Origin of the sequence: Aerococcus viridans, from assembly GCF_001543285.1 — a bacterium.
GTDB lineage: Bacteria > Bacillota > Bacilli > Lactobacillales > Aerococcaceae > Aerococcus > Aerococcus viridans.
In genome coordinates this window covers 602,970-618,071 of the sequence record NZ_CP014164.1, presented here as the reverse complement: position 1 = coordinate 618,071, position 15,102 = coordinate 602,970, and the positions used below count along the sequence as shown (strand labels likewise).

General features: G+C 39.2%; 13 protein-coding genes. 5 read left to right on the top strand and 8 right to left on the bottom strand.

Annotated features, from left to right (window positions below; all coding sequences use genetic code 11):
* Window positions 1-112 precede the first annotated feature (112 nt).
* Complete coding sequence (locus AWM76_RS03020; RefSeq protein WP_003141603.1) at window positions 113-463, top strand: hypothetical protein; 351 nt, start codon at window positions 113-115, stop codon at window positions 461-463.
* Window positions 464-510: 47 nt separating this feature from the next.
* Here the strand turns inward: AWM76_RS03020 and trmB are convergent, their stop codons facing one another.
* The 4 genes from trmB to AWM76_RS03000 all read right to left on the bottom strand — a co-directional run bounded on the left by trmB (window position 511) and on the right by AWM76_RS03000 (window position 4,444).
* Window positions 511-1,152, bottom strand: a complete 642-nt coding sequence (trmB, locus tag AWM76_RS03015; RefSeq protein ID WP_003141604.1) for a tRNA (guanosine(46)-N7)-methyltransferase TrmB — start codon at window positions 1,150-1,152, stop codon at window positions 511-513.
* 353 nt (window positions 1,153-1,505) lie between these two features.
* Complete coding sequence (locus AWM76_RS03010) at window positions 1,506-2,324, bottom strand: phosphotransferase family protein (protein WP_003141605.1); 819 nt, start codon at window positions 2,322-2,324, stop codon at window positions 1,506-1,508.
* A 139-nt stretch (window positions 2,325-2,463) separates the two neighbouring features.
* A complete protein-coding gene (locus AWM76_RS03005) occupies window positions 2,464-3,711 on the bottom strand; it encodes an ABC transporter permease (protein ID WP_106427272.1) in 1,248 nt (415 codons plus the stop codon).
* Entirely contained in the window at window positions 3,698-4,444 is a 747-nt protein-coding gene (locus AWM76_RS03000; protein WP_039934976.1) for an ABC transporter ATP-binding protein, read from the bottom strand. The genes AWM76_RS03005 and AWM76_RS03000 overlap by 14 nt, the downstream gene beginning before the upstream one ends.
* A gap of 215 nt (window positions 4,445-4,659) precedes the next feature.
* On the opposite strand from AWM76_RS03000, the gene AWM76_RS02995 reads away from it, so the two are divergent.
* The 4 genes from AWM76_RS02995 to AWM76_RS02980 all read left to right on the top strand — a co-directional run bounded on the left by AWM76_RS02995 (window position 4,660) and on the right by AWM76_RS02980 (window position 8,699).
* Window positions 4,660-5,094 (top strand): HIT family protein, encoded by a 435-nt coding sequence (locus AWM76_RS02995; protein WP_003141609.1) that lies wholly within the window; start codon window positions 4,660-4,662, stop codon window positions 5,092-5,094.
* Between the two features lies 1 nt (window position 5,095).
* A complete protein-coding gene (locus tag AWM76_RS02990) occupies window positions 5,096-5,461 on the top strand; it encodes a YtxH domain-containing protein (protein ID WP_003141611.1) in 366 nt (121 codons plus the stop codon).
* 113 nt (window positions 5,462-5,574) lie between these two features.
* Entirely contained in the window at window positions 5,575-6,705 is a 1,131-nt protein-coding gene (locus AWM76_RS02985; RefSeq protein WP_003141613.1) for a peptidylprolyl isomerase, read from the top strand.
* A 470-nt stretch (window positions 6,706-7,175) separates the two neighbouring features.
* On the top strand, window positions 7,176-8,699 hold the full coding sequence (locus tag AWM76_RS02980) for an IS1182 family transposase (RefSeq protein ID WP_060779335.1): 1,524 nt from the start codon (window positions 7,176-7,178) through the stop codon (window positions 8,697-8,699).
* 83 nt (window positions 8,700-8,782) lie between these two features.
* On the opposite strand, the gene AWM76_RS02975 is transcribed toward AWM76_RS02980, so the two are convergent.
* The 4 genes from AWM76_RS02975 to AWM76_RS02960 form a co-directional block, all read right to left on the bottom strand.
* Window positions 8,783-10,360 carry a bifunctional metallophosphatase/5'-nucleotidase gene (locus AWM76_RS02975; RefSeq protein WP_003142345.1) on the bottom strand — a complete coding sequence of 526 codons (1,578 nt, stop codon included), beginning with the start codon at window positions 10,358-10,360 and terminating at the stop codon, window positions 8,783-8,785.
* 22 nt (window positions 10,361-10,382) lie between these two features.
* Window positions 10,383-10,793: a hypothetical protein gene (locus AWM76_RS02970; protein WP_003142346.1), complete on the bottom strand. Its 411-nt coding sequence runs from the start codon at window positions 10,791-10,793 to the stop codon at window positions 10,383-10,385.
* A 491-nt stretch (window positions 10,794-11,284) separates the two neighbouring features.
* Window positions 11,285-12,328, bottom strand: a complete 1,044-nt coding sequence (locus tag AWM76_RS02965; RefSeq protein WP_003142348.1) for a 3'-5' exoribonuclease YhaM family protein — start codon at window positions 12,326-12,328, stop codon at window positions 11,285-11,287.
* Between the two features lie 24 nt (window positions 12,329-12,352).
* Complete coding sequence (locus AWM76_RS02960; protein WP_003142349.1) at window positions 12,353-15,100, bottom strand: ATP-binding protein; 2,748 nt, start codon at window positions 15,098-15,100, stop codon at window positions 12,353-12,355.
* Window positions 15,101-15,102 lie beyond the last annotated feature (2 nt).

The window sequence follows — 15,102 nt, the reverse complement described above, 5'->3', positions numbered from 1 at the left end:
TTATGAATAGGTAAAACTATATTTTGCCAGACATGATTGTTATAATAGGTTCATGATCACTTATCGAAATAGATTCACTTACTCACCCTTATGACAACAAAGGAGCGATTATATGTCTAATCAATACAACCAACAACCAACAAAACGTGACGACGTCCTACTAGCAGGTTTCCTATTTGGATGCGGACTAGTTATTGGTGGTGTTGTGGGCGCATTAGTAGCCGACCATTCTAAAAAAGTAGACGGTAGTGACGTCTTACAAAAAGCCAAAGCGCTATTCACCGACCCAGGTACCATCGAAGGTTCTTGGATAGAATTACAACCCATTGAAGTAGAACGCTTTGGGCAGAAACAAGAAGTCTTCTACGGCGGAATCTCTCGTACAGAAGACAATGAATTAGTTCAATACGAATTTATGGCAGATCCAAAAACCGGGAACTTTCTAGATTTTTATAAGCTGTAAGCATAATTGAGGGACTGTGGCAATTGAAGTCACAGTCCCTCAATTTTTTATTTAAATTTAGCCAACATATAGTTAATTCTAAAACCACGGGCTGAGAATTTTTCTTCGTACTCTGTTTGCACATTGCCTTCAATATCCGACTCATGCAAGTTCAATGAAATTTCTAAGAAATCCATGCCATACTGTGACATTGAAGTCAGTGAATATTCAAATAATCCTTGGTTATCCGTTTTGAATTGCAGAAAACCATCTGTTTGCAAAACATGTTTATATTGGTCCAAGAAGGTTTTGAAAGTCAAACGACGTTTCGCATGACGGGCTTTTGGCCATGGATCAGAGAAGTTTAAGAATAACTTGGCCACTTCACCCTCTTTAAAATATGAAGATAGTTCAAGGGCATTCCCTAAAATAAAGCGTAAATTAGGTAACAATTCACCTTCCAAAGCTTTCTCCATCGCCATCACTAATACTGAATCTTGTAACTCAAGACCAATAAAGTTCACATCTGGATTACGGCGGGCCATCTCAATAATGAATTGACCCTTACCAGTTCCCACTTCTAAATGAACAGGATGGTCGTTTTTAAATTCAGCTTGCCATTTCCCCTGCATTGTTTCCGGTTCTAAAATGACATATTCTCTATGTTCTGCCATGGCATCCTTTGCCCACGGTTTATTTCTTACGCGCATAATGTCCTCCTAATGATTTGTTTTATAAATGATGTCGTTCCAAGAAAAAAGAGACGTGACATGAAGTTCACATCCCCCTTTTTTTAACCAATACCGGTCATAATATCAGGCTTCAAAAGTCAAACCCTTCAAACACTCCCAAAATACACCAATCACTCGCAGTAATTGTTCGGCTTTTGAAGGTGTAAGAGCCGACGCCAAGAAAGGAAACTTTGCAATCTAATCTGAAAAGCAGTCCTTTCTGGAGGGTCGAATCCGATTTTGGTCCAGCTTATGAGAGAGTTTACGCTTTAGCGTTTACTCTCCTAAATGCGATAGAAGCGTCGAGTTTTAACGACTTTGTTACACCTTCCTTACATTTCCCCTACTTGATGTAAGTAACGGTTGTTGTAGATATGTTTTAATTTTAAGATTTTATGGTTCATGGCAATCATCCGATTTTCTCTGAAGTCTTTTTTGATCATATTCAAGAGATTCAACATCGAATACCATTCAATACGTTGGTAAATATCGTATGTAATGTGCAAGCCATATAAGTCAAACCAGGTATCCCAATTTTTAAAATCAACATATTGCACCAACAATTGGCTGATATCTAGAATAGGATCAGCGATTTTTACCATTTCCCAGTCCACTAGATATAACTGATTGTCCTCAGCTCGTATAAAGTTCCGGCGGTTCAAGTCCCCGTGACACACCGTCTTGCGGACCCCTTCAACCAAATGACGAGTGTCCCATAGGCAAGCAGTCACATCGGCTAACAAGTGATGGTGACGCAATTCTTTTGCCAAATCACTTTCATAATCCTGTAAAAAGCGGTCTGGTTCGTAAACCTCGCCGTCAATTTTAACCAGCATATTATATAAATTATCCGAATGGTGGTAGCGGTACATCAATTTAACCACGGGCAATTGGGCCACTTCAAAATGCGATAAGACATTACCAGACACCCAATCTTGGGCCGTCATAATGTCCCCACTAGACTCACGCTTAGTCCATTTCAACTTGGGTGCAAAGCCTTCCATCGATAGGATGGTTAACAAGGGTGAAGAATTACGTTTTAAAAATACACGTTCATCGTTAGCGTCATTATAGCCAACATAGGCTTGACCAGTATCCCCTCCAATGGGTTCGAGAATCCACTCGCGATCAAATTTGTATTCCAAAACCATTCCTCCTCTCTTTTGCCCAAGTAGTGTTAACTTACTGTATAAATGAAAAAAGTGAGCAGCGACTCCCTCTTGAGATGCTTACTCCTTTTTTCTTGAGTACTAGTTATTTTAGTTGGAAAACAGGACTTAGTCAACAAACTTAGCGTATTCTAACCTTTTTTTCTTTCTTACGGATAAAACGCGGTAAATAGAGATAAAGGAAGACTAAGCCTAGTATAATAGTAGAAAGTAACACTGCTCCGGCAAAAATCCAGTCGTGGGTCAGCAAACTCGTTACAGCAAATAATACAATTTGCGTACAAATTGGTTGTGCCATCATCTGTTTAAAGCCAGTCACCTGTGAACTTTGATCCATTGGGTAGACCTGCAATAAGACATGTTGGTTGATTTTCTTAGCCATAGGTAAAATTTGGAAATGGCTGAAGTATTGAATCAATAAAATCACCACTAAGTTCAACCAGTGGCTATTGGTTACAAAGACCAAATACAAAATCCCTACTAAAGTCATCCGGCCCCAAAGTGGGAAATAATCACTCGCCCGCCAAAAGGCCCGACTGTATAAGTAAGCGTAAGGATTGTCCCCACGGTTGATCACTTTAATAAAGCCGTCCAAATACTTGCGTCGTTTACTTGAAACGGCATCTTGTGGCATATTTACAAACAAGGCCAATCCACGTTTGATTTGCTGCTGGCGGTCTTGTTCCACTGCGACAATCTTATCCCAGTGCCAACCCTTTTTCCCATCTGAAAAAGGACGAATCCCGGCAAAATGAATGGCGATTAAATACAGCAGTGCAACGCCTAAACAGAGATATGGTGTCACAAAGGAAGCTAATAATAGCGTGATAAAAACCGCTAGATACAAGATTGCCTTGTGAATTTTAATCACCTTGTCGCTGGTATAACGCCAGCTTTCTAAAATAGTATTTAAGTGGGCGGTCTTAAAGCAAATCAAAATTACAGCCAAGACAATCAATTCAAAAATCGAATAGCCCACCATAGCCATCAGCAGTGGATAAGAAGCAGCTACCATCATGATAATAATGGCACTCGGTAACAGTAATGAATGGTTCAAGGCGGACCGGAACCAGTCCGTAAATTTCGACTCAATAGGTAAGAGAAAGACCAAGTCTGCTGCCACAATATGTGAAGCCACACCGGTAATAAATACCCCAACCGTCATCAGAACCGCCCAAATCACGTGGACCCAAACTCCGACCAACCCCTGCGACAAGCCTGATAGCCAGTTGGAATACTGGTAAGCCAATGCGCCAAATAGGAAGAAGAGGACGATTACAGCATGGTCATTAAAAATATATTTAGCATTCTTTAGAAATAGATCTTGCCCTTCTTGCCGACGTTTATGGTAGGTATCAAGCAGACGCATGATCATCTGCCCCCTTCGCTAGGCGTAGATATAGGTCATCTAAATTAGCTGCTGGCATTTGATATTGTGCTCGGATTTCATCCAAACTACCTGACGCCACTAATTCACCATCCGCCAAGAATAAGAATCGGTCACAATACTGTTCAGCTGTCGCTAAGACATGAGTGGTCATTAATACTGACGCACCCGCATCACGTTTGGCCTTCAAAGTATCGATAAAATCATGGATAGCCAGTGGGTCTAAACCAAGAAATGGTTCATCCACTACATATAAAGATGTCTCCACTAGGAAGGCACAGACAATCATCACCTTTTGCTTCATCCCTTTTGAAAAATGAATTGGCAGCCAGTCTAACCGTTTATCTAAACGAAAGGTTTCTAGTAAAGGTTGGGCCTTTCTTAGTGCCTCTTCTTTCCCTAAACCGTAGGCCATCCCCGTTAATTCAATATGTTCTCGTAACGTTAAGGCTTCATATAGTACGGGCATTTCCGGAATATAAGTGAAGGATTGGCGATATGCATTGGCGTCATCAGTTAACTGATGACCGTCAATGGCAATCTCCCCTTTCATCGCTCGCATCAGGCCGATAATATGTTTAATGGTAGTTGATTTACCCGCACCATTTAACCCAATCAGGCCAACAATTTCACCTGATCCAATTTCAAAATTCATATCTTTTAGTACTGGCTGACTAGAATAGCCCCCTGTAAGTCCTTTAACTGTTAATGTCATTTTGTTCATCCTTTTATTGATCTCGATTTAATCTAGCATTTAAGTTTAATGATGCAGAAATCATTTCAACTCTAGCATAGCACTGAAATTGTTCCCTTCCCATCATTTATGTTAAAATTAATACAATTATAGCCTTTAATTTAACATTATTTTCAAGTAAATGCGATGAATTAACCAGGCCAAAGTTAACCCAATATTGAAAGCGAGGACTATTCATGGATAATTGTATCTTCTGTAAAATTGCAAACGGTGAAATCCCCACAAACAAAGTCTACGAAGACGAAGTGGTGATAGCCTTCCTAGATATGAGCCAAGTCACAAAAGGCCATACCTTACTGGTACCTAAAAAACACATTCAAGACATTTTCGGCTACTCATCAAATGACGCCGGCGCCGTCTTCAAACGCATCCCCTTAGTTGCCAACGCATTAAAAGATGCCTTCCCAGATATGCAAGGTTTAAATATTTTAAACAACAATGGCGAGATGGCCTACCAATCTATTTTCCATTCACATGTCCACTTAATCCCTAGATACAACGGGGAAAATGACGGCTTTGGTCTAAAATGGGAACCAGCCCAAGAAGGCACATACGCTGATGAAGACTTGAAGCACATTGCCAACACAATCAACCAACAGATCGAGGGATAATATGAAAAAATTTATTACAGGTATGCTATTTGGTGCCGTTGCTGGTGCAGGCTATGCCCTATTAAAAACACCACACTCAGGTACTGAAAATAGAGAACGTTTGAAAAACTATTTAGACGATGTCACTTATGCAGTCAATGATCTCACTGGCTCAATCGCTCAAGCACAAAATGCAGTTACAGATTTAGCTCAACAAGGCTTATCATCTGCAAAAGTTGCTCGCGATGAAATCACTTTAGCTATCAATGATTTCAACCAATCTACAGCACCACAAATTTCAGAAATTCAAAAACAAGTGGCTAAACTACAAAATGACTTATCGGCAGCGGATATCCGTGTTAACGAGGAAAACACTAATTCTAAGTGATATTTAAAATATGAAGATTTCTTGATTAATCTTCTGAATCATTGTGTATAGTATTTTTTGTATGCTATATTAAGACTTGTATTACGAAGATTTGACAGGAGTGAATCGAGAAAATGATGATTAGTAAGAAATTCAAACTTACTTCAATTGCCTTATTAAGTACTGTTGCCCTAGCAGCATGCTCAACTGGCTCAAGTGATGGTTCAAGCGCCGTTGCCACTGGTGATGGTGTTGAAGTAACCAACGAAGAACTACAAGCCGAATTAAAATCAACATACGGTAACACCGTATTGCAAAAATTAATTATGGAAGAAGTATTCGTGAACGAAGTCGGCGATGACCGAGCTAAAGAATTAAAAGAAGAAGCAACTACTGAAGTTGAAACACTAATCGCTACTTATGGCGGAGAAGACGAATTCAATACTGTATTAGCATCTTCTGGTTTCTCAGACCGTGAAGACTACGAACACCAAGTTTACTACTACAAATTAATGAGTGAATCTGTATCTAAATACATCGAGGTTACTGACGAAGAAATTCAAACAGCCTACGATGATTACACACCTTCATTCACTGTTTCACACATCTTAGTGGATGATGAAGAAACTGCTAAAGACTTGATTGCCCAATTAGATGATGGTGCTGACTTCGCTGAATTAGCGAAAGAAAACTCAACAGATACATCATCAGCTAAAAACGGTGGTTCATTAGGCGAAGTAAATGCTGATTCTGGGCTAGATGAAACATTCTTCGCAGCAGCACAAGAACTAGCTGAAGGCGAGTACACAACTGCACCAGTTGAAACTGACTACGGTTACCATATTATCAAGATGGACGAAAAACCTGAAAAAGGTTCCCTAGAAGACGAAACTGAACAACTGAAAGAATCTATTGTTGCTGAAAAATTAACTGATTCTACTTTAGTTGCTGGTATCGTTTCTGACATCATGACAGCTCACAACATCGACATTAAAGACGATGACTTGAAGACTGCGCTAGATGACGTGATCATCACTGAAGAAGAACAAGAATCATTAGATGCTGAAGCTGAGTCAGCTGCCGCAGCAAGTGAATCAGCTGCTAGCGAATCTGCAGCATCAAGCGAAGAATCATCTGAATCTTCTAGCGAAGAATCAACTTCAGAAGAATCTAGCACAGAGGAATCATCAACAGAGTCTTCTTCAACTGAATCATCTGAATCATCAGAAGCAGCTTCAAGCGAAGCATCCTCTTCAGCTGAATAAGCTAACAGACATACCTAAATGGAAAGTCCATCCGGTTTCGGATGGGCTTTTTTGATGACTAATCCTTCTATCTATTCATCAGCCTTCGGCAGAACTTTATGTAATGATATTTGCAAACTATTTTGAAGTAGACAACTGTCTGCCATGAAGAATACAACTTGATTATCAGTTGCCATTTTGCCTAAATCAGCTACTTCATCGTTGATATCAATAAGGGACTGATTTTTGTACGTGTTGCGCGTATGTAAACTGCGTCGAATAAGTCTAAACTCATTAATCCTCCATATCACATTTAGGTTTAATTCGCATACTTTTAGCTGGCATAATAAAAAGAGGCTGGGACAAAACTAGCCAAAAAAGAGGAGATTGACCACGAAAAATGGTCAATCTCCTCTTTAAATGATACAAAAATAAAATACCTTCATTTATAATAGTAATAACGACAAAACTAAAAAGAAAGAAGGTATTTTATGTATACTCAATATAACATGAATCAAGCTTTTCTACCATTAGAGTTATCCGATTATCTTGCACCAAATCATATTGTTTTCCAAGTAAATAATTTTGTTGAACAGCTAGATGAACATATCCTCGATCAATTTTATAAACACGAAGGCCGACCGGCCTATCATCCATTAATCCTCTTAAAGGCATTACTATTCGCATATATAGAAAAGACGTTTTCAGGAAGAACTATTGAAAAAATGATGCAAGAGAACATTCCAATGAAATGGTTAGTTGCCGATACCGAAATTTCTTATCGTACGATTAATAGATTTCGTTCTAGTGAATTATGTGCATCAATTCTTGAGAACCTATTCGTTGAATTTAAACTCTTTTTAGTTCAACAAGAACTAATCTCAGATAATGTAGTATTTATAGACGGTACAAAAATTGAAGCAAATGCAAATAAATATTCTTTTGTTTGGAAAAGAGCAACAGATAAATTTTACGCATCATTAAAAGCTAAAGAAATGGCATATTATAGAAACGAAATATTACCTACTGTAGAAAAAGAGATTATCAAAGATGAAATTGATTCAATGTCTTTAAATGATGTTGAAATACTAAAAGACTTCCTTGAGGAAGCTGTAGCTGAGGTAAATGAAGAAATTGAAAGTACGCCAAAAAAAGGTGCAGATCCAAGAAAGCAGAAACGAAGAAAATTGAAAAAACACTTACGAAAAGTGAAAGATGATTTTTTACAGCGTGAGATAAAGTATGAAAATTATTATAGAACATTTGAAGGTAGAAATAGTTTTTCAAAAACAGATACAGATGCAACGTTCATGCGAATGAAAGAAGATCCGATGCTAAATGGTCAACTTAAACCAGGTTATAATCTTCAAATAGCAACTGAAAATCAATTTGTTATAGCCTATAATATTTTTCCAAATCCTACGGATACACGTACACTATTACCATTTATTGAAAGTATGCCTACTTTACCTAAAATCGTCGTAGCTGATGCTGGATATGGAAGCCAAGAAAACTTAGAAACGTTGGACAATCTAGGGATTGATCATCTCATCAAATACAATATGTTTGATAAGGAACAGACGAAGAAATTTCAGAAATCAAGTAAGAATTTAAATAATTGGGACCATGATGCGGAAAATCAAATCTTTATTCACCCTGATGGTACACAGTATCATTTTCATCATGTTTATCATCCAAAAACAACAACTGGATATCGCTTAGAAAAAGAAATGTATTATCCAGTCAATAGAGAAACCGCAACACAAAAGTCATTTTCTTTTAATAGAAAGTATCAGTATTTAAAAGAAAATGAATCAGCTAAGCTATTATCTGAAGATGGCTCAGCTCTTTTCGCATGTAGAAAAATTGATGTTGAGCCGGTCTTCGGACAGATTAAACAAAACTTAGGATTCCGAAGGACTCATTTAAGAGGAAAAGATAAAGTAAAAACAGATATTGGTCTAGTATTAATGGCTAATAACATTATAAAAGTTCAAAAGAGACTGATAAATTAAAAGAGAGGAAAAAGATTTCGAAGTGAAATCTTTTTCCTCTCTTTATTTAGTTAACTGAGCCTTTTTTGTCCCAGCCTCTGTTACTATTCTGGACAATTATTGCCGTTCACCACTTGGAAATTGTTGTTACAAGTGGCTTTGATTTCTTGATGTGTTTCAAGGTATTGAAAGATTAATTGGCTCATCTCCATATTGACTTCACGGACAATTTTTGATGAATCAAACATGTGATAGTCGCCGCCGCCTATAGCCCGATACTGGTTGAGGGTCACTTCGAATTCAGCTTCTAAATCCAATGGTTGGCCGTGATAGTTTAATTTGGTTACCCGTTGATCAATTGGTTTTGATACATCAATGATGTAGTCAATCCCTTCATACATGTCATAATTATAGGGCTTTGGTTTGGGATATAGCCAATCTTTAGACATGACGATTTCTTGGTCTTCATTCAGAATGAAAAATTCCGCTGATTGCTCGATAGCTGCTTTCAATTCTGCTCCGGTGATTTTAACCACTGCTAAGGTGTTAGGGAAGGGGTAATTATTGAGTACGTCACGGACGGTTACTGTGTTTGGAAATCCCTTGGCATCATTATTAAATAAGGCTGCCGCTGAAATTTCAGTTTGCCCATAATAGTTCTTTACCCGGTGGACAAATTCGACGTATGGATGATCATGGATGCGGGCCATATCCACACTGTCAATCTTCATGTCCCCTTGAATGGTCCCCACTGGTTGGTCCAACCAATTTTCTATTTCTGCTTGTAGGTCCGCTAATCTTGCAGCGGCTTCTTTTTGAATTGGTGTGTCCACGGTCGAGCTTATTAATTCAGGCACTGCATCTACTAAGGTCCAGTGCTCATCGCCATCGTATTTGTTTAAGTCTAATGTAACTTTACCAAGATGGCGGCCTTTGTCTCCTGGCATGACAACTGCCACACCGTTCACGACGCGGGCAATTTCATTGTGTTGGTGGCCGGTTAATAAGACATCAATCCCTGGCACTTCATGGGTTAAGGCGTAACCCTCATTTTCCCCGGCGCCTTGTTCTACTGGTTCAAGGGTGTCTAGTTCACACTCAAAGCCTCCGTGGTAAGCGACAACGACTACGTCAGCCATACTGCTTAACATGGGCACGTATTCCTTGGCTGTTTCAACAGCTGACCTAAACTGCAGGCCAGTGATATGGGCAGGATGCTCCCAGTTGGGAATGTATTGAGTGGTTAGCCCCAAAACGGCAATCTTAATCCCATTGCGTTCAAATATTTTATAGGGTTTACCGAAAAATGGTTGGTCAGTGTCGTCTAAAATATTGGCGCATAAAATGGGAAATTGTGCGTTTTGATATGAATTCAACAGGTATTCTTGCCCGTAATTGAATTCATGGTTTCCCGGCACCGCCATGTCGTAACCCATCCGATTCATATTTTCTACAATGGCTGCCGCTGAATGGCGGTGCTTTTGTAGGTAATGGGTTAGTGGCGATCCTTGAATTATATCTCCTGTAGAAATCAGCAAACTACTTTTATCGGCCAAGCGACCTTTCTCTCGTAAGTAGTTTTCATTGACCTTTAACAGGCCAAATGGCTGGTTTTCTTCTCTAGTCAAGTAACTTGTAGGATAGATATACCCGTGAATATCACTCGTTTGAAAAATTGTCACCTGTTTGATGAGGATCCCCCCCTTAAACTATATAGCTTTTTTTATATTTCGGATATACAACTTGCAACCCTAAATTTGCTATTAGTTTACCATAGTAATCCGGTTTGAATAAATGCCAAAGAATGATATTGTTGGTTCGAATTTGATTGGCGATATACAGTAAATTCATCTGTCTAGTGTGACCACTGACCCTAAATGGCACGTAGGAGATGTCTATACTTTCTAAATAAGCAATCCTTTGGCTATAAGCTAGCATATATTCTCCAATTGGTTCTCCACTTGTATGCAGATAAATCGCTGGTTTTAAGGCTGCCAAGATTGACATATTTTCAAAAGCATTTTGTAAAAGATACAATTCTGGGTCTTTTTTCAGTGATTTTAGGTTGATATAGTCCAGTTTATTTTCCAGACTAGAACCCACATCATTTGACATATCCTCGAACAATATCAGAAAATCCGCATCCGGGTAAAAGGCCTGGTAGACCTTGGTATAAGCTGGTTCAAATTGATTGATAGCCCGTTCTCACTGATCGACTTTTTCAGGATGGTAGCCGTCAAATGAAAGTCGCCCGTATGGACAAATTTGGCTTCAGGCGTTTGGATTAAAATGCTCGCAATACCTTTAATCTCGTGGTCTGACTATTGGAAAAAAAAACTTGGATATCCCCAATCGTCACTATTTACCCGTAGTCGCTCCATGTAACTTGGCTACTGGCGCCACTTCATCGCCTAACTCAATCAAGGCATCATAAAGTACATTTTCTTCGCAGTAGTACAGAATATCACGTCCATGTTAATTTCTGTAGAATTGGGATATTGTTTGCGTAAATTCGAAATTTACAGGAAATTTATGCAAAAAAAAAAGAAACCAAGTCTTTACCTGATTGCTTGCAGGTAAAGACTTGGTTCTCTTATTATAATGCTTTATTCAAAAAATGGTAGGTCATCATTTGACCCTTGGAAATCTAGGGTAATTTCCTCGTTTTCTGTCTCTTGATTTTGATTTTCTTCGCTAGCAACTTGCCCTTTAGGTTTATAGAAAGCCCGGTTGTCCATACCGAAAATGCGGGCTGAAAATTCGCCAGGTTCTGTATGGTCCAATGCAGTTGTCATCATTTGAATAGAAGCATCTAAGTTGTCTAAATGATGTAGGATTTCAGCTTCTAATAAATGCGGTGACACTGGGCTACCCCATTCTTGTTTACCGTGGTGGGCTAATACCATATGTTTCAACAAGACAACGTCTTCGCTGTACTGGTCGAACCCTAATTTATCAACGGCAAGAGTTATCATCTCTTCGACAATTGAGATATGTCCAATAAGATTCCCCTCAACAGTATATTCAGTAGACATCGGATCAGTGAATTCAACTGTTTTGCCGATATCATGAATAATCACACCAGCATACAATAAGTCTTTGTTGATGTTATCGTATTGGCTGACAACGGCTTGGGCTAAGCGAAGCATTGAAATGGTATGAAAACCTAAACCACCTACATAGGCGTGGTGGTTCTTCTTCGCTGCTGGGTAGGTAAAGAAATCCCATGACACTTCACGTAATAGGTAACGAACGATGGCGTCAATGGTGGTATTTTCAAAACCTTCCACTGCAGCCAATACTTCGTTCACCATTTCGGTTCTAGTCATTGGCCCACGTTCAACATAGTCAGAGGGATCATTGGGTTCCCCGTCATTGGCTAGGCGAAGACCATTAATGCGAACTTGTGGTTTCCCGTTATAAAGTTCTCGCTTACCCGCTAAGGCAACTACTTGGCCAGAAGTATATTGTTCAATATCTTCGTCAGTTGCTCCCCAAAACTTGCCCTCGATTGAGCCAGACCGGTCTTGGAATGTGAATGAGATGTACTTTTTACCGTTACGGTCTTCCCGTACTTCGGCAACTTTAATCAATACAAAGATATCGAAATTTTGGTCTAAAGCCACATCAAAAAGTTGTAAGTTGTCCATGTGTATCCTTTCTATCGCACACGTCTAGAGTACGTGTTGCGCTGGCGCTTCTACAAGGTCTAACAAGGTGTCATCAACCGTGAAGAAAATAATTTGGTGCGATGCCGCGAATTTTTGTAAGAAGCGGTAAATGTTTGACCGGTATTTACGGTCTAAATGTGAGAAGGCTTCATCAATAATGATCGGTAATTCAATGTTCCCAAGCTGTGCATCCATAAAGGCGAACCGCATAGCCACGAATAATAAGGCTTTCTCCCCGCGAGACAATTGGTTTACAGACACTTCAGAATCATCCGCTAGACGAACCGTCATCCCCTCTTCACTAAAGGCTAAATTGGTAAAACGGCTATCCGATAAATCAACCAAGAACCGAGAGGCGTTTGTTAAAACACGTTCTTTGACATCTGATGATTCCCCAACAGTGGCCTTTTCGAAGGTCGCAATAGCCAATTTGTTGGCTGCCCATTCAACAGACATTTGATAAGCTTCATCCACTTGTGCTTGATAAGCTTGCAATAAATCTGGTGCCATACCCTCGCTAGCAATCTCCTGGATTTGGCTACGTTTGTCAGCAGTTGACCGAGTTAGGTCCGCAATTTCTGTTTCCATGTCCGCAATCTTTTGACGTAAGTCAGTTAATTGTTGGTCGACTGGACGGTCTTGTTGTAAGTAGATGGCCAAGTTTAAGTCTAAGTGGTTGGCTAAGATATCATGACGATTTTGTTTTTGTTTCATTTGTTTTTGCTGGTCAATGGCTGCTAATAATTCGTCACCAGACCGGTAATTATATTGATCAAGGATCCGCTCTTGGTCAGCCTTAATAGCAGATAATTCTGCTTGTAATTGTTGACGACGGTTGGCGCGACTTTGTTCTTCATATGAAGCATAGTCTTGATCCGCTTGTTGACGTCTTAAAGCCAAATAGTCATCTTCAAATTGTTGGAAGTAGGCATCTTCGCTGATTTCACCAACTTCTAGTGAATTGGCATATTCAGCCCATTGTTGTTCGTGGGCTTTACCAAAGTTAGAAACACCAAGAGTCATTTCTAACTGTTGGATTTTGTGATCTAGATTAAAGATTTCATCTACATAAGTATCTTCTAACCATACTTGAGAAGAAATATTTGAAGAACCACCTTTTTCTGCTAATAATTCATCTAATTCAGTCATAATATCGGTTGATTCATCAGATAAATGGGCTAATTGTTCTTCTTGAATTTCTTTGTTGCGGTGGACTTCGTTTAATTCAGATTGAATGTCTTCTAAATCTAAATCATAGGCTTCAAGTTTATCTTCAAATTGTTTTAACTTGGCATTTTGTACCATCATACCAATAATCAAAATAATAATACCCGCGATCGTCGCTGTAACACCAGCACCAAATAGGAAGGTCATTGACGTCACAAAGTAAGCAATAAGTAAGACAATCCCCATTCCCGCAAGGACACCACCAAATAAGCGGATCCAACGGTCGTCTTGTCGGCCATTAGCCTCAAGTTCATCTCGTTCATAAGATAACTGAGTGTATTCATTTTCCAAAGAGCTAGCCTTTTCAGATAAGTTTGTCATGTCACTTTGGCTGTGGTTATAGAAAATGCGTTTGTTTTCTAATTCTTTGTACCGTTGTTGCCAATAAGATCTTTCATCTGCGGTTAATTCATCCGGTAACTCGGCCATTTCTTCAGCACCAAGTAAGGACATTAACCGTTGCTTCTCATAACGGCGTTCAATCAATTCTTGGCTGAACTCTTCGTTCTGACGCATACGGTCTCTATATGCACGGGCTTCAACTACCATTTGTTCACTGACATTTGGATGGTTCAAAATCCAGTCCATACCAGAAGAATTTCCAGCAGCAGTTTGATCCTCTGCTTCTGGCACATCATTTTCGTCCGTTAATTCTTCCAATTGTTGGTTAATGTGTTGGCTTTGATTTTCATGTTGTAACCATTTATTAGCCAATTCAGGTTCGAATTCAATAAATTCAAAAGCAGTCAATTCATCATGCAATTGGAGGTATTCGTTCATTGACGTAGACTGTTGGTTAGCTAATTCTAATTGAATTTCACTACTTGTTGCGTTCTTTAAGCTGGTTTGCAGACGGCTTAAACGACTAGATTCTTGCTCATAGGATTGGCGTAAATCAAAGTAAGCAGCTTCCTTATCTTGCGCCTTTATTAGTCTGCCTTCAGCTGTTTCAATCTCTTGGATCTTTTGGTTTAAGACTGGGTTCTTACCATTTGGCTTATAGATTTCTTCAGCTTGTTTAGCCATATTTGGCGTAATATCCGTTAAGACTTGGCGTCCTGACATCCCAATTGACATCAAGCTTTTAGCAAAGTCTTCTTCATCATCCCACACAAAGTCCATTAAATCATCTTCTGAAAAACCAAAGTAGGCAAGGTAATCCGTCTTACTTAAGTCATTCCACAAGAAAGAGACATCGTTTGTGACTTGTTTCTCCCCTTCGTTAATGGTGTAAGCCAGTTGTTGTTTGCCGTTTGTTTTGGTTCTTTCAATCATGACATCACCGTATTTAGTATTTGAAAGGTATAAACGGCCACCGTATTTGACATTATCATTGGTATCATAATTTCTAGCATTTTTACGTCGTGTGTTTGGGAAACCAAACATGACACTTAATAGGAATGACATAAGGGTGGTTTTTCCTGACCCATTCAAGCCAGAAAAAACATTTAAATTGGGTGTTAGCTGGAAGGATTGGTCAACCCATTTTCCATACCCAAAAATCTCAAAGCGTTGAATATGCATGG